The 21,645-nt window shown below is 74.7% G+C and carries 13 protein-coding genes and 1 pseudogene; 6 read left to right on the forward strand and 8 right to left on the reverse strand.

All coding sequences use genetic code 11. The features are described 5' to 3' along the window. Positions 1 to 207 precede the first annotated feature (207 nt). The 3 genes from CAE01nite_RS04805 to CAE01nite_RS04815 all read right to left on the reverse strand — a co-directional run bounded on the left by CAE01nite_RS04805 (position 208) and on the right by CAE01nite_RS04815 (position 4,240). Positions 208 to 561 carry a TraR/DksA family transcriptional regulator gene (locus tag CAE01nite_RS04805; RefSeq protein WP_146900744.1) on the reverse strand — a complete coding sequence of 118 codons (354 nt, stop codon included), beginning with the start codon at positions 559 to 561 and terminating at the stop codon, positions 208 to 210. Between the two features lie 10 nt (positions 562 to 571). Next, complete coding sequence (locus CAE01nite_RS04810) at positions 572 to 2,737, reverse strand: SpoIIE family protein phosphatase (protein WP_246131013.1); 2,166 nt, start codon at positions 2,735 to 2,737, stop codon at positions 572 to 574. Positions 2,738 to 2,890: 153 nt separating this feature from the next. Continuing rightward, entirely contained in the window at positions 2,891 to 4,240 is a 1,350-nt protein-coding gene (locus CAE01nite_RS04815) for an aminotransferase class V-fold PLP-dependent enzyme (RefSeq protein ID WP_146900747.1), read from the reverse strand. A gap of 85 nt (positions 4,241 to 4,325) precedes the next feature. Between CAE01nite_RS04815 and CAE01nite_RS04820 the strand changes: the two genes are divergently transcribed. The 5 genes from CAE01nite_RS04820 to CAE01nite_RS04840 all read left to right on the forward strand — a co-directional run bounded on the left by CAE01nite_RS04820 (position 4,326) and on the right by CAE01nite_RS04840 (position 14,079). Continuing rightward, positions 4,326 to 6,521 (forward strand): putative bifunctional diguanylate cyclase/phosphodiesterase, encoded by a 2,196-nt coding sequence (locus CAE01nite_RS04820; RefSeq protein WP_146900750.1) that lies wholly within the window; start codon positions 4,326 to 4,328, stop codon positions 6,519 to 6,521. Between the two features lie 221 nt (positions 6,522 to 6,742). Further along, positions 6,743 to 8,395, forward strand: coding sequence for a S8 family serine peptidase (locus CAE01nite_RS04825; protein WP_146900753.1), 1,653 nt, complete (start codon positions 6,743 to 6,745; stop codon positions 8,393 to 8,395). 82 nt (positions 8,396 to 8,477) lie between these two features. Next, entirely contained in the window at positions 8,478 to 11,138 is a 2,661-nt protein-coding gene (locus CAE01nite_RS04830) for a putative bifunctional diguanylate cyclase/phosphodiesterase (protein ID WP_146900756.1), read from the forward strand. 108 nt (positions 11,139 to 11,246) lie between these two features. Then, positions 11,247 to 11,498 carry a hypothetical protein gene (locus tag CAE01nite_RS04835; protein WP_146900759.1) on the forward strand — a complete coding sequence of 84 codons (252 nt, stop codon included), beginning with the start codon at positions 11,247 to 11,249 and terminating at the stop codon, positions 11,496 to 11,498. Between the two features lie 163 nt (positions 11,499 to 11,661). Then, the gene (locus CAE01nite_RS04840; protein ID WP_146900762.1) at positions 11,662 to 14,079 is read left to right on the forward strand and encodes a glycoside hydrolase family 31 protein; all 2,418 of its coding nucleotides are present in this window, start codon (positions 11,662 to 11,664) and stop codon (positions 14,077 to 14,079) included. Between the two features lie 18 nt (positions 14,080 to 14,097). Here CAE01nite_RS04840 and CAE01nite_RS04845 read toward each other — a convergent pair whose 3' ends face one another. Beyond that, complete coding sequence (locus tag CAE01nite_RS04845) at positions 14,098 to 14,481, reverse strand: VOC family protein (protein WP_146900765.1); 384 nt, start codon at positions 14,479 to 14,481, stop codon at positions 14,098 to 14,100. Between the two features lie 273 nt (positions 14,482 to 14,754). Here CAE01nite_RS04845 and CAE01nite_RS04850 point away from each other — a divergent pair. After that, positions 14,755 to 15,129, forward strand: a pseudogene (locus CAE01nite_RS04850) (YdeI/OmpD-associated family protein); the annotation flags it as partial. A 60-nt stretch (positions 15,130 to 15,189) separates the two neighbouring features. Here CAE01nite_RS04850 and CAE01nite_RS04855 read toward each other — a convergent pair. From CAE01nite_RS04855 to CAE01nite_RS04870, 4 genes are all read right to left on the reverse strand, one after another. Further along, entirely contained in the window at positions 15,190 to 17,973 is a 2,784-nt protein-coding gene (locus CAE01nite_RS04855; RefSeq protein WP_222595821.1) for an alpha-amylase family glycosyl hydrolase, read from the reverse strand. Between the two features lie 177 nt (positions 17,974 to 18,150). Continuing rightward, a complete protein-coding gene (locus CAE01nite_RS04860) occupies positions 18,151 to 18,906 on the reverse strand; it encodes a hemerythrin domain-containing protein (RefSeq protein ID WP_222595822.1) in 756 nt (251 codons plus the stop codon). 61 nt (positions 18,907 to 18,967) lie between these two features. Then, on the reverse strand, positions 18,968 to 19,894 hold the full coding sequence (locus CAE01nite_RS04865) for a methyltransferase (protein WP_146900768.1): 927 nt from the start codon (positions 19,892 to 19,894) through the stop codon (positions 18,968 to 18,970). A 53-nt stretch (positions 19,895 to 19,947) separates the two neighbouring features. Further along, on the reverse strand, positions 19,948 to 21,480 hold the full coding sequence (locus CAE01nite_RS04870; protein WP_146900771.1) for a SulP family inorganic anion transporter: 1,533 nt from the start codon (positions 21,478 to 21,480) through the stop codon (positions 19,948 to 19,950). Positions 21,481 to 21,645 lie beyond the last annotated feature (165 nt).

Here is a 21,645-nt window from a genome sequence, read left to right on the forward strand (position 1 = left end):
ACGGCACGGGCCCCCGGGTGGTCGACGACGTCGGATGGAACGCCGACACGGCGAACCGGGCGCTGGGCCCATCGGCGATGGTATTCGCAGCGCCAGGTCCGGGCATGCCGGGACGGCCGCTCGCCAGGGTGTCACCCGACCGGAGCAACGCCGTGACGTGGACGTCCGGCCCCTGCGCGGGTGGCGCCGTTCAGCGGGCGGCGCCGGTCAACGGGCGGCGCAGGCGACGCAGGTCCGCGCGGTCGGGCGGACCTCGAGCCGCCCCGGGGCGATCGCGGCGCCGCACCGCTCGCACGTGCCGTAGCGTCCCTCGGCGAGCCGGACGAGCGCGGCGTCGACCTCCTCCAGGCGGTCCTGCGCCTCCCGGACGAGGGAGGCGAGCTGCGCGCGCTCGAACGCGATGGTCGCGCCCTCCGGGTCGTGCTCGTCGTCCGCGTTGGAGTCGACGGACGCGGCGACCAGCTCGTCCACGTGGCCGGTCAGGCCGGCGAGCCGGCGCAGCGTCTCCGCGCGGGCGGACGCGAGCGCCCGTGCGGCGTCCGGCTCGGCTGGGGTGGTCACGTCCGGCGGGTCAGCGGGACCGGGGCGACGAGGGCGCACCCGCGCCGTCCGGGGACCCGGCGCTGCCGCCGTCCGCCAGGCGCACGGCGACCACCGCGACGTCGTCGCTGCGGGTGGCGGGCAGCAGGCGGCGCAGCACCTCGTCGCACACCACGTCCAGGTCCTGGTGCGCGACCTCGCGCAGGACGTCGTGCAGCAGCGCGATGCCGTCGCCGAGGGGCTGGTCGCGCCGCTCCACGAGGCCGTCGGTGTAGAGGAAGAGCGTCGCCCCGGGCGCGAGGACCGTCACGGTCTCCCCGCGCCGGGTGTCGGGGACGACGCCGAGCAGCAGGTCCGCCTCGTCGGCGTGGATCTCCGTGACCGACCCGTCCGGCCCGATGACGAACGGCGGGGGATGCCCCGCGTTGGACCACCGGACGGTCCGGTGGCCGGCGTCACCGGACCGCTCGGGCTCGACGGTGGCGACGACGGCCGTCGCGAGCGTGGCGGACTGCAGGGTGACCATCGCGTGGTCGACGTCCTCGAGCAGCTCGGCCGGCCCCGCGCCGGTGGCCACCGCGACGCCGCGCAGGATGGAGCGCAGCTGACCCATCGACGCCGCCGCGACGATGTCGTGCCCGACGACGTCCCCGATGACCAGCACCGTGCCGCCGTCGCGCTGCAGGAAGGCGTCGTACCAGTCGCCACCGACCTGCGCGGCCTCGGCGGCCGGCTCGTAGCGCACGGCGATCCGGAGCCCGGGCGCCCGCGGCGGCTCGGTCAGCAGCGCGCGCTGCAGGCCCTCGGCCAGCTGGCGCTGCTGGCGGTACAGCCGGGAGTTGTCGAGCGCCAGGCCGGCCCGTGCCGCGACCTCGCCGGCCGTGGCGAGCTCGTCCGCCGTGAGCGCCTGGCGCTCGGCGCCGCGGAACAGCGTGATGAGCCCGACCACCCCGTCCCGCCCGCGCAACGGGATGACGGAGGCCGTCTCGGGGGCGAGCCGGGCGATGAGGTCACGGGCGCGGCCGGGCTCCAGCAGCTCGGCGATCCGCGCCGACGCGCGGGCGTCGACGACCACGGTGTCGGCGCTCGACAGCGCCTGCGCCACGAACGAGCGGTCCCGCAGCGCACCGATCCGCATCGCGCCGTACTCCTCGACCAGCGGACGCATCTCGGGATCCGCGTGCCACCACCCGATGTCGCGCAGGCCGCGACGGGCGCCGGCCTGCTCGTCGTCGTCCACCAGGGTCACGAGGCACCAGTCGGCCAGGTCCGGGACGACGAGCTGGGCGAGCCGCCCGACCGCCTGCTCCCCGTCGAGGGTCTCGCTGAGCTCGGCGGTCACCCGGGCCACCAGGGCGGCCCGGTGCGCGAGGTGCGCCGCCTGCTCCTCGGCCTGGCGGCGGGCCGTGATGTCCAGGAAGTACACGGCCAGCCCGTCCGGCCCCGGCCAGGCACGGACCTCGAACCACGCGTCCAGCGGCGCCGGGTAGTAGGCGTCGAAGGACGCGGGCCGCCCCGTGCGCACCGCACGGCGGTAGCCGTCCTCGAACTGCGACGACAGGGCGGCGGGGAACAGCTCCCAGATGTCGCCGCCGAGCAGCTCGCGGCGCGGACGCCCCAGGACCCGCTCGGCCTCGGCGTTGACGTAGGTGAACCGCCAGTCGGTGTCCAGCGAGAAGAAGGCGGTGGGCATGGACTCCAGCACCTCGGCGATGCGAGCCTCGCTGCGCCGGCGCGCCGTGGTGTCGTAGGCCGCGCCGACCATGCGCACCGGCCGGCCCTCCTCGAGCATCGTCCGGCCGCGCGCGGAGACCCAGCGCGTCCCGCCGTCGGGCGTCAGGACTCGGTACTCCGCGTCGAAGCCGTCCTCCGCGAGCACCGCGGCGTCCAGCGCGGCGACCACCCGGGCGCGGTCCTCGGGGTGCACGCGCGAGGTCAGCGACCCGACCGTGTGCTCGGTGCCCTCGTCCAGGCCCAGGAGGTCACGACCGACCTCGTCCCAGCTGACCCGGCCGGTGACGAGGTCCCACCGGAAGACGCCGATCCCGGCCGCCGCGATGGCGAGCTCGCCGAGCACCCGTCCGGCGTCGTGCGACGCCGCCAGGCGGTTCAGCGGGACGCCGGACAGCAGCGGGCGCCGCCCGTCGGCCCCGTCGTCGAGGCCCCGAGCGGCTGTGCCGGCAAGGGGGTCGGGCACGCACGTCTCCTGTTCGGGCCGGCCGGTCGGGACCGGGCCGGTGGGGCGGACCGCTCATCGGGCGGCCGTGACGCCGGAGCGCCCGCGCAGGCCGGTCGGCAGCCGCGGGACGATCGTCCCGGCGAGCGTAACCGGTGCGTCAGGGCCGGGCGGTCAGGCGCGCCAGCCGTCGGGCTGCAGGTCGCCGTGCGCACCGGGCCGGTAGTCCTGGTTGCGTCCGGGGGTGCCGGCGATGGTCCGGAGCGCCTCGCCGAGCGCGGCGACGTCGCGCAGGGAGGTCCCTCGCCCGGTGCTCGCCCGCACGGCCCCCGGGACGCGGTCGCGGCGGCCGGCGCGCACGTCGTCGTGGTACCGGCGGACGTCGGCGTCGTCCAGGGACAGCAGGCGCCCGACGTAGGGGTGCGCGCAGAAGCAGCCGTTGCGCACGCCGATCCCGAACTCGTAGGACAGCCGCGCCGCGAGCAGCGAGTCCGACATGCCGGGCAGGTTGAACACCGCGATCGGCAGCCGGTCGGCCGACGGCCCCGGACCGTAGCGGACCAGACCGGGCACCGCCGCCAGCTCCGCGTCGAGCGCCCACGTGAGCTCGCGGTCGTGCGCGACCACGGCCGACCACCCCTGGGCGAGCACGTCCTGCGTGGCCGCCGCGAGGGCGACGACGCCGAGCACGTTCGGGGACCCGGCCTCCTCGCGCTCCGGCCCGTCGGCCCAGACCACGTCGTCGAAGGACACGGCGGACACCGCGCCGCCGCCGACGAGCAGAGGCTCGCCCCCGGCGAAGAGCTCGCGCGGCGCGACCAGGGCGCCCGCGCCGTAGGGGGCGTACAGCTTGTGGCCGGACAGGGCCAGGACGTCCACCCCGAGCGCCGTCATGTCGACGGGCCGGTGGGGGGCGAGCTGGGCCCCGTCCACGACCACCAGGACCCCGCGCTGCCGGGCCGCCGCCGCGATCTCCGCGAGGGGCGGCACCCAGCCGGTGACGTTGGAGGCCCCGGTCAGGGCCAGCACCTGCGGGCGGGGGGAGGCGTCCAGGCCGGCGACGACGTCCTCGACCGTGAACGTCCCCTCGGCCGTGACGTCGACCGTGCGCAGGCGGGCGTGCCGCCGCCAGGGCAGAAGGTTGGCGTGGTGCTCCACCGCGGTGGTCAGCACCACGTCGTCCGGGGCCAGACGCAGCCGGAACGCCAGGATGTTGAGGGCCTCGGTCGTGTTGCGGGGGAAGATCGCGACGTGGGTGCGGGCGTCGGCACCGACGAAGTCGAGGACCGTGTGCCGCGCCTCCTCGTAGCGGGCGCTGGCCACCCGGGACCGCATCCCCGCGCCGCGGTGCACGCTGGAGTACCAGGGGCCGAACTCATGGACGGCGCGCGCGACGGACACGGCGGCGGAGGTGGTGGCCGCCGAGTCCAGGTCGACGTACGGCCGCTCGGAGCCGTCGAGGACGCGCACGTGCAGGTCAGCGCCCACCAGCGGCCAGCGCCCGGTCCGTGAGGTCGTCTCCATGACAGGCTGATCGGACGAGCCGCGTGCCGGATGAGTGGTGCGGACCAACTCTCATGCGGGGGCCCGGTTGGACGATGATCTCCCCGTGACCTCTCGACGCGCGTCCGTGACGGAGAGCGCTCCCCGCCGAGCGCGACGCCTGCGTCTGACCCGCCGCGTGTTCTGGGACCTCGCCGTCTACATGGTCGGCCTGGGACTGCTCGTCGGGGCGGTCTTCCCCCTGTTCGCGGTCGCCATGGGCATCGACGCGCGCGAGGCGCGCCACCCCGGGTTCGTCGCGGCGTGCCTCGCGGCGGGGTTCCTCGTCGGCGCCGCCAACCACGCGCTGAGCCGCGCCGTCGTCGGCCGGCGCCTGGCCGTCCTCAGTGCGCACCTCAACGCCGTGGCGGGCACCGTCGCGCAGGCGTTCCGGACCGGGGACTGGACCGGGTCCCGGTCCGGGCGCATCCCGGTCGACTCCGACGACGAGCTGGGGGAGACCGCGCGCGCGTTCAACCGGCTCATCGACACCCTCGAGGCGGGCGAGCACTTCCGGTCGCTGGTCCGCAACGCGTCCGACATCATCACCGTCGTCGACCCCGCCGGGACGATCACCTACCAGACCCCGTCCGTCGGCTGGGTGCTCGGCCACCCGCCCGACACGCTGCTCCACACCGACGTCGCGGGCCTGGTTCACCCGGACGACGCCCCGGCGTTCCGGGCGTACCTGTCCGGGGTGGTGGGCGGCACGGTGCAGCCGGCCTCGCTCGTGTGCCGCATGCGGCACCGCAACGGCACGTGGCGCTGGGTGGAGACGGTCGCGGCCAACCTGCTCACCGACGTCGCCGTGAACGGGGTCGTGCTGACCACGCGGGACGTCAGCGACCGCAAGGAGCTCGAGGACCAGCTGCGCGCCCAGGCCTTCCACGACCCGCTCACCGGGATGCCGAACCGCGCGCTCTTCATGGACCGCCTGCGCGCCGCGGAGGACCGGCACCGGCTGGCGGGGACGCCGTTCGCCGTCCTGTTCCTCGACCTCGACGACCTCAAGACCGTCAACGACAACCTGGGGCACGACGTCGGCGACACCCTCCTGCAGGCGGTCGCCGCGCGGATCCAGGGCTGCCTGCGGCCGGGCGACGTCGCGGCCCGGCTGGCCGGTGACGAGTTCGCGGTCCTGCTGTCCGGCGGGTCCGGCCCGACCCACGCGACCCGGGTCAGCGAGCGGGTGCTGTCCTCGCTGCGCGAGCCGCTGCACCTCGCCGACCGCTACGTCCACATCGGGCTGAGCATCGGCGTGGCGACGTCGGAGACCCCGGCCGCGGCGGAGCTGGGCCTGCTGCGGGCGGCGGACATCGCCATGTACGTCGCCAAGACCTCCGGCAAGGGGCGCTACGAGGTCTTCCAGGGCAGCCACCACGCGTCCCAGCTGGAGACGGAGCGGCTGCGGGCCGACCTGCACCACGCACTCGACGGGGACCAGCTCGAGCTCTACTACCAGCCGATCGTCCGGCTCACCACGGGCGACGTCGTCGGCTTCGAGGCGCTGCTGCGGTGGAACCACCCCGGACGCGGGCTCGTGCCGCCGGCGGACTTCATCCCGCTGGCGGAGGAGAGCGGCCTGATCGTGCCGATCGGACGGTGGGTGACGCGCGAGGCGACGCGCCAGGCGGCCCGCTGGCAGCGTCGGGGTGGCCCGGCGCTGCGGATGAGCGTCAACGTCTCCGCGCAGCAGTTCCAGCACCCCGGCTTCGTGTGGGACGTCACCGAGGCCCTGGAGCGGTCCGGTCTCGACCCGCACCTGCTGACGCTGGAGATCACCGAGAGCGTCCTGGTCGACGACGCCCAGCGGGTCGCCGGCAAGCTGCGCCGGCTCAAGGAGCTCGGGGTGCGGCTCGCGCTGGACGACTTCGGCACGGGATACTCCTCGCTGAGCTACCTGCGCCGGTTCCCGATCGACGTCCTGAAGATCGACAAGTCGTTCGTGGACGACCTCGCGGTCAGTCCCGAGGACCGCGCCGTCGTCGGCGCGATCATCCAGCTCGGCCGCACGCTCGACCTCCAGGTCGTCGCGGAGGGCGTGGAGGACGACGCCCAGGTGCGCGCGCTCGCGAGCCTCAGCTGCCCGCTCGGGCAGGGCTACCGTTTCGGCCGACCGCGGCCGGCGAGCGAGGCGATGGCGGGCGGCACGGTGGCGGGCGGCGCGGTGGCGGGCGAGACCGTGGCGGGCGGCACGCTGACGGGCACGCTGACGGGCACGGCGACCGCCACGGCCACGGGCGGCGGCACCGTCCTCCCCTGAGGGCCGATCCGCGGGCCGACGGGCCTGACCTGCACCGACGCCGCCGTCGTGTCCCGCTCGTCCCGTTCGCCCGCGTTGTCCGGGTACGGCCCGTCGAGCAGCGGGTGAGATCGCTGCGCTGTTGGGGTGACGCCCGGTCCCGGGCCCGTCGACGCCGTGGTCGTCGCCCTAGCGTCGGCGGTGCTCGCCCCGGACGGGGTGAGATCCGATGGGAGACAGTCATGCACGAGACGCAACCGGGTCACCTGCGCCGATGGGGCGCTGTGATCGGGTCATCCGCGCTTCTCTCCGGTCTGGTGGTGGGCACCGGTGGCGCCGCGCACGCCGCCGGGGACGCGACGGCACCGGCGACGACCACGCCGGTCGTCGGCACGGAGTGGGGCGACGACCAGGCTGACAAGGCGGCGCTGAAGCTGGGCAAGCACGTCGACTCGCTCGACCCGGGCTCGCTGTTCACGCTGACCCACGCCGTGGGCGCCCGCACCGCCTGGACGCAGAAGGACGCCGCGGGCCGCGCCGTCACCGGGCAGGGCGTCACGGTCGCCGTGCTGGACTCCGGCGTGCAGGCCGTCCCCGGCCTGGACCAGCCGGGTCAGCTGGTCCGCGGCCCGGACCTGTCCCTCGAGGTCAACAGCGAGGAGCGGCTGGCCGACGACACCTTCGGCCACGGCACGCACATGGCCGGCATCATCGGGGGCAGCGACCCGGTCGCGGTCGACCCCAAGACCGGCGCGCCGAAGGCCACCGACCCCTCCGTCCAGCTCGGCGTCGCCCCGGACGCGCAGCTCCTCGCCCTCAAGCTCGCGACGACCGACGGCAGCACCGACGTCAGCCAGGTCATCGCGGCGCTGGACTGGGTCGCGCAGCACCGCACCGACAACGGGATGAACGTCCGCGTCGTCAACCTGTCCTTCGGCACCGAGGCGATCCAGCCGTACCAGGTCGACCCGCTGGCCGCCGCCGCCGAGCACGCGTGGCGCAACGGCCTCGTCGTCGTCGTCTCCGGTGGGAACGACGGCGAGGACGCCGGCTCCCTGAGCAACCCCGCGATCGACCCGTACGTCATCGCGGTCGGTGCGTCCGACCCGAACGGCCTGACGAGCGGGTGGGTCAGCCCGTCCGTCGCCGACTTCAGCAGCCGCGGCACCGCCGCGCGCCACGTCGACCTGGTGGCCCCCGGCCGCTCGGTCGTCTCCTTCCGGGCTCCCGGGTCGTCGGTCGACCTCGAGCACCCGGAGGGTCTCGTCGAGGGTGACACCACCGGCCGGCTGTTCCGCGGCAGCGGCACGTCGCAGGCCGCCGCCGTCGTCAGCGGTGCCGCCGCGCTGGTGCTCCAGGCGAACCCGAGCCTGACGCCCGACCAGGTCAAGGACGTGCTCGTGCGCACGGCCCGACCGCTCTCCGGGGAGCCGGTCGTCGACGCCGGTGCCGGCCAGCTCAACGTGGCCGCCGCCGTCGAGGCCGCGAAGAAGGTCGTCGTCGACGCCAAGCACCCGGCGGTCACCCAGAGGTGGGCCCCGGCCACGGGCCTCGGGTCGCTGGACCTGGCCAGGGGAGGCAGCCACCTGGCGAACCCCGAGACCGGTGAGGTGCTCGTCGGCGAGGTCGACGTCCTGGGCACGCCGTGGAACCCGGCCACGTGGACGCAGGCCTCGGCCTCGGCCACCGCCTGGGACGGCGGCCTGTGGATGCGGGCACGCTGGAGCGGGGACACGTGGACCTCGACGGGCTGGGCGCGGGCCCGGTGGAGCGACACCGCGTGGAGCCGCGCGCGGTGGAGCGACGCCTCCTGGGACCGGGCCCGCTGGTCCCGTGCCCGCTGGAGCGACGCCTCGTGGGAGCGGGCGCGCTGGTCCAGCATCCCCTGGACGTAAGCCACCCCGCACGAACCCTGAACGTGGGCGTCCTGCTGCCGATAGGCGCAGCAGAGGACGACCACGACCGGGGGACGCGCTGATGGACGAGCACGACACGCCACCGGACCGCCCGGAGACCGACACCCTCGGTCTCCGGGCGGTCCGTCGGTTGACGGACCCGACGGTCCTGACGCTGGTGCTCGCCGGGACGCTCCTGACCGCGGCCGCGACCCTCACGCGCCACTTCCCGACCGGCCCGCTCCTGCCGCCGCCGGCCGGGCTGGCGCCCACCGCGGTCGCCGCGGTGCTCGCCGTGCTGTTCTTCCTCACCGAGCTGGGCCAGGCGCGGATCGAGATCCGCCGGCAGGCCTACTCGTTCTCCCTCTCGGGCGTGCCCCTGCTCCTCGGCCTGCTGTTCTGCCCGCCGTGGCTCCTGGTCGCCGCGCGGCTGACCGCGGCGGTCGTCGCCTTCGGGGTCCAGCGGGTCCCCCCGGTCAAGCTGGCGTTCAACCTCGCCGCCTACGCGCTCGACATCAGCGCGGTCCTCGCGCTCAGCGCGCACCTCGTGCCGGACGACGGCTACCTCGACCTCGCCGTGGCGGGGACCTGCTACCTCGCGCTGGCGGTCGTCGACCTGGTGATGAGCGCCGTCGTCCTGCTCGTCATCCGGGTCAACGGCGGCCCGGTGGGCCTCGAGGACGTCGGGGAGGTCCTGCTGTCCGCCGGCCTGTTCGTCGCGCTCAACACCGCGACCGGGCTGATCGCGGCGCTCCTGCTCGTCTCCGGCTCGCTCGGGACGGTGCTGCTCGGCGGCGTCGCGGCGGTCGCGGCCCTGTCGTACCGGGCGTACCTGGTCCTGCGGCGCCGGCACCGCTCCCTGCAGGACCTGCAGGACTTCATCCGTCTCGGCGAGGGGGCCCGGGACCTGGACGACCTCGTGGAGCGGCTGCTGCCGCGGGTGCAGACCCTGCTGCGCGCCGGCCGGGTGGAGCTCGCGGTCGCCCCGCACGACGGCGGTCCCGAGGTCGTGCACCGGCGCGTGGACGAGGACGGCGTCGTCGGCCACGGCCCCGCGGCCGACGGGGAGGGCCGTGACGACGACGTCCTGGTGGTGCCGCTGGACGCCTCCGGGACCGGCGGCACGCTGTCGGTGGCGGACCGCCTGGGGGACCGCACCCGCTTCACCGGGGACGACCACGCCCTGCTGCGCACCCTCGCCGGGCACCTCGCGGTGGCGCTGCACAGCGTCCGGCTCGTCGACCAGCTGCGCTACGAGGCGCGCCACGACGCGCTCACCGGCCTGCCGAACCGCTCCGAGGTCGCCGAGCGGCTCCGCGAGCTCATGGCCGAGTCCGCCGTGACGGACCGCGTCGGCGTCCTGCTGCTCGACCTCGACCGCTTCAAGGAGGTCAACGACGCGTTCGGGCACGACATGGGCGACGAGCTGCTCGGCGTGGTCGCCGAACGTCTGCTGGCCACCGTCCCACCCGGCTGCACGGTGGGCCGCCTCGGCGGCGACGAGTTCGCGGTCGTCCTGCCGGCGTCCCCGGACGCCGAGCAGCTCGCCCTGTCCCTGGCGACCGCCATCGGCCGCGCCCTGTCGGCTCCGGTGCAGCTCACCGCCGCGGCGGTGACCACCGGCGCGTGCGTCGGCATCACGGTCGGGCGTCCGGGTGACGACGAGGCGGACCTGCTGCGCCAGGCCGACACGGCGATGTACGCGGCCAAGGACGCCCGCCTGCCGGTCCTGGTCTACGCCGACGCGCTCGACGACGGCCGCCGCGAGCGGCTCGCCATGCTGGTGGACCTGCGCGCCGCGCTCGACCACGACGAGTTCGAGATGCACTACCAGCCGAAGGTCGACCTGGCCACGGGCGTGGCGACCAGCGTCGAGGCGCTGGTCCGGTGGAACCACCCCGTGCTGGGGCGGGTCCCGCCGGACGCGTTCATCACCGTCGCCGAGTCGACCGGGCTCATCGACGACCTCACGCAGATGGTGCTCGCCCAGGCCCTGGGCCAGCTGCGCCGCTGGCGCGAGGCGGACCTGGACCTGACGGTCGCGGTCAACCTCTCGGCCCGCAACGTCAACGACGAGACGCTGCCGCAGCGCGTGGCCGCGGCGCTCGCCACGGCCGGCGTCCCGGCCGAGCGCCTCATCCTGGAGATCACCGAGAGCAGCGTCATGGGCGACCCGGAGCGCACGGTCCCCACCCTGGAGCGGCTCGCGGCCATCGGCGTCACGCTCTCCCTGGACGACTTTGGGACGGGCTACTCGAGCCTGTCCTACCTGCAGCGGCTGCCCGTGCGCGAGCTCAAGATCGACCGGTCGTTCCTGCTCGGCCTGGCGGACCCGCCCCGCGCACGAGCCAGCCGCGTGCTCGTGCGCAGCATGGTGGGCCTGGGTCAGAGCCTGGGCTTGAAGGTCGTCGCCGAGGGCGTGGAGACCACCGAGATCCTCGAGGAGCTGCGGGCGCTCGGCTGCGACCTCGCGCAGGGCTACCTCGTCTCGCGTCCCGTGCCGGGCGACCTGCTGGCGGACGCCGTCGTGCGGGCCGGCTACCGGATGCCCCGCCTCGGCCTCCTGCCGACGCCACGTCCCCGGTCGGCGCCCCCGGTGGTCCCGGCCGGGGTCCCGGCCGCTCCGGCTGGAGTTGCGGCCGCTCGCGCTGCGGTCCCGGCCGCCCCGCCCGTGCTCGCCCCGGGCGCGGACCTGCGACCACCGCGTCGCCCGAGCCTGCCCCGAGCCCGCACGCGCTCGTAACGGCGGCGACCCCGGCCGTTCACGTGGGCCACCTAGCGTGGCCGCAGGGACGACGAGGACGCGCCGCGCAGGACGTGCAGCAGCCGCCCGACGTGGATGGAGACGACGATGCCGCAGTACGTGTGCCTGGACGGCCCCCTCGCGGGGCACGTGTTCGACTGGCGGGACTCGCCCTCCGCGGGCGAGACGCTGACGGTGGGCGTCGTCGACGTCGGCCAGGACGACCTGCTGCTCGGGCCACCCGAGGCGGACTACCTGGTGGAGCGGCCCGCCGCCCCGACGGAGGCCGGCCGGCTGCGGTTCGTGTCGCACCGTGGAGCGTGGGAGACGCCGTCCGTGCTCGCCCACCACCGGGCCTGACGCCCGCCCCCCGACCCGGCCACGCTCGGCCGGCAGCGGTCGGTCGGGCCGGGGGAGGCAGCCCGGGCCACGGCACGGGTGGCCCGGTCCGCCGGCGGTGGGCCAGCATGGGCCCCGGCCCGCCGGCACCGGCGGGCTCGCCATCGAGACGGGCGGGTGCGACGTGCGCAGGACCGACCACTACGTCCTGGTCGAGCGGGTCGACGCGGTCGAGACCACCGCCAAGGGTGTGCTGGCGACACTCGGGCGTGAGCGGCTGCGCGTGGACGTCGTCCGCGACGACGTCGTGCGCCTGAAGATCAGCCGCGGCGGGCAGCTCGACGAGGAGCCGACGTTCGCGGTGTGCGTCGACCCGCTCGCCCGGGACGTCGCGTTCGAGGTGGAGCACGGCGACGACGCCGTGCGCATCAGGACCTCCGCGCTCGTCGTGACGGTGTGGCTGGACCCGTTCCGGCTCGACGTGCACCGGACGGACGGCAGCCCCGTGGTCGAGACCGCACTGGACGACCACGGCCGTCCCTGGGCGTACGCGACGCTCAACGACGCCTTCGTCCTGCGCCGGCGGTGCCGTCCCGAGGACGCGATCTTCGGGCTGGGGGAGAAGACGGGGCGCCTGAACCGGCGCGGGCGCGAGTTCACCCTGTGGAACACCGACGTGCTGGCGCCCACCGCGTCCGGCGAGTTCACCCGCGGCCTGGACCCGGCCGACCCCCGCGCGGACAGCACCAGCACCGAGTTCGACCCGTACTACGTCTCCATCCCGTTCTTCTACCACCAGGCCTACCCGTCCGGGGCGATGGCCGGGTCGTTCCTCGACAACGGCTACCGCACCGAGTACGACTTCACGGCCCCGCACGAGTACGCCGTGCACGCGTCCGGCGGCCAGTACACCGAGTACGTCTTCGCCGGGCCCACCATGCCCGCGATCCTCGAGGCGTACACGGAGCTGACCGGCCGGACCGCACCTCCGCCGCTGTGGGCGCTGGGCTTCCACCAGTCCCGCTGGCACGACTACACGCAGGACGCCGTGCAGAGGCTCGCTCGCCGGCACCGTGAGCTCGAGGTGCCGTGCGACGCGCTGTGGCTCGACATCGACTACATGGACGGGTACCGGGTCTTCACCTGGGACGCCGAGCGGTTCCCGGACGTGCCGGGGATGCTCGCGTCGCTCGCCGACGAGGGCTTCCGCGTCATCACGATCGTCGACCCGGGCATCAAGCACGACCCCGGGTACGCCGTGTTCGACGACGCCGTCGCGCAGGACGTCCTGTGCCGCACCGAGGGCGGCGACCTCTACGTCGGGCAGGTGTGGCCGGGCAACACCGTGTTCCCCGACTTCGTCACCGAGGAGGCGCGGGCGTGGTGGGGCCGGCTCAACGCGGCGCACGTGCGCTCGGGCCTGGCCGGCATCTGGAACGACATGAACGAGCCCGCGACCGGTCACATCGACCCGCTGCCCATGCGCTTCGGCCGGGGCGCGTACCCGCACGAGCGCTTCCACAACCAGTACGCGCTGCTCATGGCCATGGGCACGACCCAGGGGCTGCTGGCCGAGATGCCGGACCGGCGCACGTTCGTGCTGTCCCGCGCGGGCTCGGCCGGCATCCAGCGGTACGCCGCCAACTGGATGGGCGACAACATGTCGCGCTGGGACCACCTGTGGCTGAGCATGCCGATGGCCGCGGGGTTCGGGATCTCGGGCCAGGCGTTCGTGGGCGCCGACATCGGCGGCTTCATGGGCGACTCGGGCCCCGAGCTGCTGCTGCGCTGGACGCAGTACGGCGCCCTGACCCCGTTCTGCCGCAACCACTCGGTGAACACCGCCGTCGAGCAGTACGCGTGGGCGTACGGCGGCGCCGTGCTCGACGTCGTGCGCGACGCCGTGCGGCTGCGCTACCGGCTGCTGCCGTACCTGTACGCCGCGTTCCTGCGCGCGTCGGAGACCGGCGCCCCGGTGCAGCGTCCGCTGGTCTTCGACTTCGGTGACGACCTCGTGACCCGGGACCTGGACGACGAGTACCTGCTCGGCCCGGACCTGCTCGTCGCGCCGGTCGTCGAGCCCGGCGTCACGGCCCGGCAGGTGTACCTGCCCGAGGGCGGCTGGTACGACTGGCACACCGACGCCCCCGTGCCCGGTCGGCGCTTCGTGGTCGCGCCGGCGCCCATGGACCGGATCCCGCTGTACGCGCGGGCCGGCGCCGTCATCCCGGGCTGGACGCAGGCCCCGGCCTCGACGTCGGGGTACCACCCGGTCGAGGTGGAGCTGCACCTGTTCGTCCCGACGCGGGACGGCACGCACGTCTCGTTCCTGCAGGAGGACGACGGGCTGACCTTCGCGGCGCTCAGGGGCGCGCGGTACCGCACGACCTTCACCGTGACCCGCGCCGGCGCCGAGGTGACGATGCGCGGGGACGTCGTGGGGGACGGGTACCCCGAGTTCGCGCGCACCGCGTTCCACCTCGTCGTGCACGGCGGCCAGCCGGCGACCGTGCACCTCGACGGGGTCGAGGTCCACGCCGACGCCGGCCGCTTCGTGCTGCCGAACAGCGGCCAGGGCTTCGTGGTGCGCCTGGAGCTCTGACGGCCCTCAGGACCCCGGTCAGCCGGCTGCGGTCTGCCAGAGCCCGACGACGTTGCCCTCGCTGTCCTCGACGTAGGCCGTGAAACCCATGTCGCCGACCGCGCGGCGACCCGCGACGGTGGAGCCACCGGCCCGCTCGACGGCGACCAGGGTGGCGTCGATGTCGTCCACGTCGACGACCACGACCGTCCCCGGGGCGGCGGCGGGCCGGGGGAGCAGGCCCCCGTTGACGTAGCCGGGCTCGGTGGGTCGCCCGTCCTGCGTCACCGGTCCGGTCGTGACCACGGTGTACTCCATCTCGGGCATCGGCATCAGGCTCCAGCCGAACGCCTCGGAGTAGAACTTCTGCGCCCGCTCGCCGTCGTCGTACGGCAGCTCGAAGTGGACGACTCGTGCGCTCATGACGGTCTCCTCCCCGACAGGGCCGGGCCCCCGCGGCGCGGCCCGAGGACGGTCTACCGCCCGCCCGAGCGGGTCCACAAGGGGTCGACCGGTCGTTCAGCCGGCGCTGCTCGTCCGGGTCGCCGGGGTCCCTCACGGATCCGTCGGTCGCGCCGCTTCCTGGCTCCCGGCGCCGGACGGGCGCGGCAGCCTGCGGGTCCTGCTGGTGCCGCCGGGGCCGGTGCTGGCACCGGCCCGACCGCCGGTGCCACGCTGGCGGTGGAGGTGGTCACGATGGTCGTCGAGCTCGACGAGCTGCTCGTGCCGGACGTCGCCGGGTGGCGCGCCTGGCTGCTGGAGCACCACGAGGCGTCGCCGGGGGTGTGGCTGGTGCTGCACAAGAAGGGCGGTGACGTGACCTCGCTCGCCTACCCGGCCGCGGTCGAGGAGGCGCTGTGCTTCGGCTGGATCGACGGGCAGGCACGCCGCCGGGACGACGGGAGCTCGTTCCTGCGGATGACGCCGCGCCGGCCCCGCAGCGTCTGGTCGCCCAGCAACGTCGAGCGCGTGGCCCGGCTGGAACGCGAGGGCCGGATGCACGGGTCCGGGCGCGCGGCCGTGCGGGCGGCGCAGTCCGACGGTCGCTGGGCGCGCGCGACGGCGACCCCACCCGACTGACGACGCCCGCCGCCCCCGGTGGGAGCGGCGGGCGTCGTCGGAGGCCGCAGGTCAGCCGATGGGCGTGACCGCGTGCGTGATGAGGTGCGTCGTGTGGTCGTACGTGAACGTGACCCTGCTCCTCCCGGTCAGCTCCAGCCGCACGTTGGCGCCGTCGAAGGCGCCGCCGGCGCCGTAGTTGACGGCCCAGGTGCCGTTCAGTGCGGCCTTGTACTCGTACGCGGCGCCGCTCGGCTGCGGTGACAGCTCGGCCGTCAGCGTCCATACGCCGGTCACCGGGTCGAAGGTCGCCATCGCGTTCGTGCACGACGGCTGCCAGTCCTCCGAGCAGCCCAGCTCCGTGTCGAAGCTGCCCGCGAAGGTCACGCTCGCCGGCTGCGGCGGCAGCCCGACGGTCACGGTCCGCACCGCGCTCGTCGACGTCACGCCGGCGTCGGTCAGCACGGCCCGGTACTGCAGGGTCGTGCCGTCCGGGATCGCCGCGATGTCGTCGCGAGCGGTGTAGGCGGGGGAGGAGTCGTCGGTCCGCAGCACGGTCCACTCCCCGTCCCCGACGCGTCGCTCGACGGTGACGACGTGCGAGCCCCGCTCCGGGTCGGCGAACGCCTGCACGTCGACGGAGCGACGGACTAGCGCGCCCTCCGCCGGCACCTGGATCGTCAGGCGCGGCGCCGGGACGCTCGCCGAGGCCACGGCGCTGGTCCGGGAGTGTCGCGCGTTGTCCAGCACCACAGCCCGGTACTCCACCGCGGTGCCCGTCGCCAGGGCCGAGACGTCGTGGAACACCTGGTACGGCGCGGTGTCGTCGGTGCCGATCGAGGTCCAGTCACCACCGGCCGACCGAGCCTGGAACGTGACCTCGTAGAACGAGTCACCGGCGACCTGGGCCATGACGTGCATGCGGCTGCCGGACTGCTCCGAGACGGTGGGGGTCGCCAGCGTGACTGCGGGCGCCGCCTTCGACCGCTCCACCGTGGCGTTGGACCGGTACACGACCGCCGACAGGGCGGGCACCGTCACGGTCACCTCGCCGTCCGACCCGCTGCGCAGGCGCCTCTCGCCGTCGCCGTAGACCCGCAGGAAGCTGCTGCGGCCGACCCAGGTCGGCACGGTGACGGTCTGCTCCTGCTCGCTGTTGTTCAGCGCGACGAGGAACTCGCGCTGCTGGCCGGAGTCGATCCGGGAGAAGGCGTACACACCCGGGCCCTCGGACGCGTAGCGGTTCTGGTGGGCGCCGTCGCGCAGCGCCGGGTACCTCGTCGTCACCGCGGCGAGCTCGCCGATCGTGCGGTAGAGCACGTGCGAGGGGTCGAAGTTCGACCGCGCGTGCGTGGCGTCGGTGCCGAGCAGGTCGTCGTCGAGGTACTCGGGCACCTGGCTCGCGAACATCGTCTGACGCGCGAGCTGGTCGCCGCCCGTCCCGGTGAATCCCTGCTCGTCGCCGTAGTAGATCACCGGGTTCCCGCGGGAGAGGTACATGAGCTCGTGGGCGAGGCGGTCGCGGGCGACCCACTCGTCGTCCCCGTTGCCGGCGGCGGCCGGGTTGTCCGCCACGATCATCTGACCGATGCGTCCCATGTCGTGGTTCCCGAGGAACGTCGGCAGCTGGTACACGTTGGAGTCGGCGTCGGTGTACCAGTCGTCGGCCGCGAAGAAGTCCCTCAGCGACGAGGCCGGGGCGCCCTGCGAGGCGAAGCCGCGAGCCGCCGCCTGGAACGGGAAGTCCAGCACCGCCTGCATCTGGTTCCGCGTGGTGAACGACGACGTGAACGGCCGGGAGGTGTCGAACACCTCCCCGAACATGAAGAACTCGTCCTTGCCCTGCTCGTGCGCGAACTGCAGCACCTCGGGCCCGAACCGCTGCCAGAACGCGTCGTCGACGTGCTTCATCGTGTCGATGCGGAACCCGTCGACGCCGAAGTCGGCGATCCAGGTCTTGTAGATGTCGATCATCCCGTCGACCACGCGCGGGTGCTCCGTGAAGAGGTCGTCCAGCCCGAAGAAGTCGCCGTAGTAGGCGTCCTCACCGACGAAGCTGGTGTTGCCGCGGTTGTGGTAGAGCGTCGGGTCGTTGAGCCAGCCCGGGACCTTGAGGTCCTCCTCGCCCGGCTCGAGGACCGGCACGTACGGGAACGACACCTGCGGGTCGAGGTCGGGGAACTCGTCCGTCCCGGCGAGGTCGCGGTCGTCGAACGGCGTGCCGTCCGCCGTCCGGTAGGGGACCGCGTCCTTGGAGACGTATCCCTCGCGCGGCGCGCTCTCGTACCCGATCACGTCCGCGGTGTGGTTCGTGATGATGTCGAAGTAGACCTTCATCCCGCGCCCGTGCGCCTCGTCCACCAGGGCCGCCAGGTCGGCGTTGGAGCCGAGGTGCGGGTCGATCTGGGTGAAGTCGGTGATCCAGTACCCGTGGTAGCCGGCGGAGAGGTCCTCGGGCTGCACGGCCTTGTTCTTGAAGCTCGGGGTGAGCCAGATCGACGTCGTGCCCAGTCCCTCGATGTAGTCGAGGTTGGCGAGGATGCCCTGGAGGTCACCGCCCTGGTAGAAGCCCCGGTGCTCGGGGTCGAAGCCGGAGACCATGGGGTCCGGCCCGAGGCCGCCCTGGTCGTTGCCGGGGTCGCCGTTGGCGAACCGGTCGGCCATCACGAAGTAGAAGCTCTCGTCGGTGACGGGGGCGCGCAGCGCGTGCTGCGCGCCGTCCCGGTCCTGCTCCCGGTCCAGGTGCGGCAGGGTGGTCGCCCCGCTCACCCCCGGGACCGACACCAGGCAGGCGGTCAGGGCACTGGAGATCAGAACGGTCGCGGCACGGCGCGTGGACATCCCGGGGCGGGACATAGGGCCTCCTTCGTCGCAGGCCTGGCCAACCTATCCGGGGCCACCGACACGGGACAGCCCGAGCCGCGCGCGGCCGACGGCGGCACGTTGTCGCCCGCCTGCACCGCCCGGCCGGACCGTGGCGACGGACCACCCGCGGGCACGGGTCCGGAGGTCGTCCCGCACCGGGGGTCGGCGTCAGGCGGCCCGGCCGGTCCCCTCGCTGCGCGTGGACGGGTCCTCGCCGACGCGCAGGAACGGCAGCCGCTCGATGCGGTGCGCCACGGTGGTCAGCCCGTGGCTCGCCGCGCGCAGTGCCGGCTTCGCGCGGACCGGTCCCCGGCGCCCGGCGAGGTCGACGACGTCCCGCAGGCGGTCCACCACGGACAGGGGCGCCGCGGCGAGCACGTTGCCCGGTGGGCGGCGCGCGACGACCGGGTGCGCGCGGGTGGGGGCGACCCGACGGACCAGCTCCCAGTAGACGCCGAGCCGGCGCAGCCGGGCACGGTCGAGCGTGGCTTGCAGCCGCGGGAACAGCTCGTCCTCCTCGTCGCGCACGTCCTCGCGCAGCACCTCCACGAGGCGGTCGACGACGGCGGCGCGCTCCGGGGTGCCGTGCGTCAGCCCCTCCAGCCGGCTGACCAGCTCGTTGACCTCCTGGTGCTCCTGCTCCACCGCGAGGGTCAGCTCGCCACCGTCGGGCAGGTGCCGGCGCATGACCGGCCACAGCACGGACTCCTCGGCGAACGCGTGCGGGAACACCAGCCGGTAGAGGCGCTGCAGCACCGCGTCCTGCGCCGCGCCGGTCGTGCCCCCCAGCCGCCGCAGCAGCCGGTCCAGCTCGATGTGGTCGGCCCTCTGCCGGGTGAGCACGCTGAGCCGCCCACCCAGCTCGGCCTCGGTCTGGTGCGCGATCGACCGCTGCACGTCTCCACCTCCGTCGTCCCGGGTCACCCGCACGACCGTAGGTCGCCGCGGCGGGGGGCGCGCGTCAGGTGCGGCGAGCCCGGTCCCGTCACCCCTGGCGACCCAGGACGACGGTGCCCGCCAGGTCGTCGTCGCGCACGACGCGGGGCACCAGACCGCCGCGGCGGAACACCGCGGCGAGGTCCGGGGCCTGCCGCTCGCTCGTCTCGACCAGCAGGTGGCCCTCCGGCGCGAGCCACCGGCGCGCGCAGGCCACCACCCGACGTGCGACGTCGAGCCCGTCGGCGCCCCCGTCGAGCGCGACGCGCGGCTCGTGCGTGCGCGCCTCGGGCGGCATCGTCGCGATGGCCGCGGTGGGCACGTAGGGGGCGTTGACGACCAGGACGTCCACGCGTCCGCGCAGCGACGCCGGCAGCGCGGCGTCCAGGTCGCCCGCGTGCACCGCGCCCCCGACCGGCTCGACGTTGCGACGGGCGCAGCGCACCGCGACCGCGTCGACGTCGGCGGCGTGCAGCTCCAGCGGCCCGGCGGTCACCGCCAGCGCGGTCCCGATCGCCCCGGAGCCGCAGCACAGGTCCACGACGACCGGTACGCGGGGGCCGGCGACCGTGGCATCCGGAGCGGGCGTGGCGGTGCCGGTGGGCGTGGCGGTGCCGTTGGGCGTGGCGGTGCCGGGAGCAGCGAGGCCGGCGGTGGCGGCACGCAGCAGCGCGGCGGCCTCCCGCACCAGCACCTCGGTGCGACGCCGCGGGACGAACACGCCGGGCTCCACGGCGATCCGCAGCCCGCAGAATTCGACCCAGCCGAGCACGTGCTCCAGCGGCTCGCCGGCGACCCGGCGGCCGACCAGGCGGTCGAGGGCCCCGGCGCCGTCGGGGTCGCCGGCGGCCGCGAGCAGCAGCGCGGCCTCCTCCTCGGCGAACACGCACCCCGCCGCGCGCAGCCGCGCGACGACGTCGTCGGCCCGGGGGTCGCCCGGAGGGTCGGCGACGGGACCGGTCGGGGACGAGGGCACCGGACGACCTCCCGGGTCGGGCCAGGGCGAAGGACGGGACGGGCCCGGCCCGGTCACCCTACGGCTGCGGTCGCCGAGCCCCCGGCCAGGCGCCCGGCGAGCCGCTCGTGGCGCCGAGCGCTGTCCTCGTCGAGGTTGACGATGCGGACCCGCTTGCCCCGCGCCGCGTACTTGGTCGTCACCGCGTCCAGGGACGCGACCGTCGAGGCGTCCCAGATGTGCGCCGCCGCGAGGTCGATGACGACGTCGTCGGGGTCGCCGGCGTAGTCGAACTGCTGCACGAGGTCGTTGGACGAGGCGAAGAACAGCTCCCCGGTGACCGCGTACACGCGGGTGCCGGCCGGGCTCGCCACGGGCACCACCGTGGTCAGGTGCGCGACGCGGCGGGCGAACGCCACCATGGCGACGAGCACGCCGACGACCACCCCGTAGGCCAGGTTGTGGGTGGCGACCGTGACGACGACCGTCGCGAGCATCACGGCGGTCTCGCTGCGCGGCATCCGGCGCAGGGTCGCGGGCCGCACGGAGTGCCAGTCGAACGTCGACACGCACACCATGATCATCACCGCGACCAGGGCCGCCATGGGGATGACCGCCACCAGGTCGCCGAGCCCGACCACCAGCACCAGGAGGAAGACGCCGGCGAGGAACGTGGAGATGCGCGTCCGGGCGCCGGACGCCTTCACGTTGATCATCGTCTGGCCGATCATCGCGCAGCCACCCATGCCGCCGAAGAAGCCGGTGATGATGTTCGCCGCGCCCTGACCCCAGGCCTCGCGCGTCTTGTCCGACGGGGTGTCGGTGACGTCGTCGACCAGCGTCGCGGTCATCAGCGACTCAAGCAGGCCCACGAGGGCCATCGCCAGCGCGTACGGCGCGATGATCCGCAGCGTGTCCAGCGTGGGCGGCACGTCCGGGAGGAGGAGGCCGGGGAGGCTGTCGGGCAGGTCACCCTGGTCGCCCACCGTCGGCACGCTGATCGAGGCGACCACCGTCGCGGCGGTCAGCAGCACGATGGCGACCAGCGGCGCCGGCACCACGTCGGACAGCCGCGGCAGCCCGAACACGATCACCAGGCCGACGGCGACGAGCGGGTACACGACCCAGGGCACGTCGACGAGGTGCGGCAGCTGGGCGAGGAGGACGAGGATCGCCAGCGCGTTGACGAAGCCCACCATCACCGAGCGCGGGATGAACCGCATCAGGCGCGCGACGCCGAGCAGGCCCAGGACGACCTGGACCACGCCGGCGAGGATCACCGTGGCGATGAGGTGGTCGACGCCGTGGTCGCGCACCACCGGCGCGACGACGAGCGCCACCGCGCCGGTCGCCGCGGAGATCATCGCCGGGCGCCCGCCGAGGAACGCCAGCGACACCGCCATCGTGAAGGACGCGAAGAGGCCGAGCCGGGGGTCCACGCCCGCGATGATCGAGAACGAGATCGCCTCGGGGATCAGGGCCAGCGCGACGACGAGGCCGCCGAGCACCTCGGTGCGCAGCCGCCGGGGCGAGCGCAGCGCGGCGCGCACCGAGGTCGCCTCGTCGGCGACCCGGACGGGCGCGTCCAGCAGCGGGTGGTCGGTCACGCAGGGTCCTCCGGGAGGTCGCCGGGCGCGTGCGGACGACGCACCGGGTGGTGGGGTGGGGTGACGCGTCCGTGCGTCGGCGGGCCCGCGCCAGGCAGGGCCGGAGCCGATGGTCCCATGTCCGCCCTGCCGCGGTGTCCGCGATCCGCCGTGGTGGGGCGGTGT

Source organism: Cellulomonas aerilata, assembly GCF_007991755.1.
Lineage (GTDB): Bacteria > Actinomycetota > Actinomycetes > Actinomycetales > Cellulomonadaceae > Pengzhenrongella > Pengzhenrongella aerilata.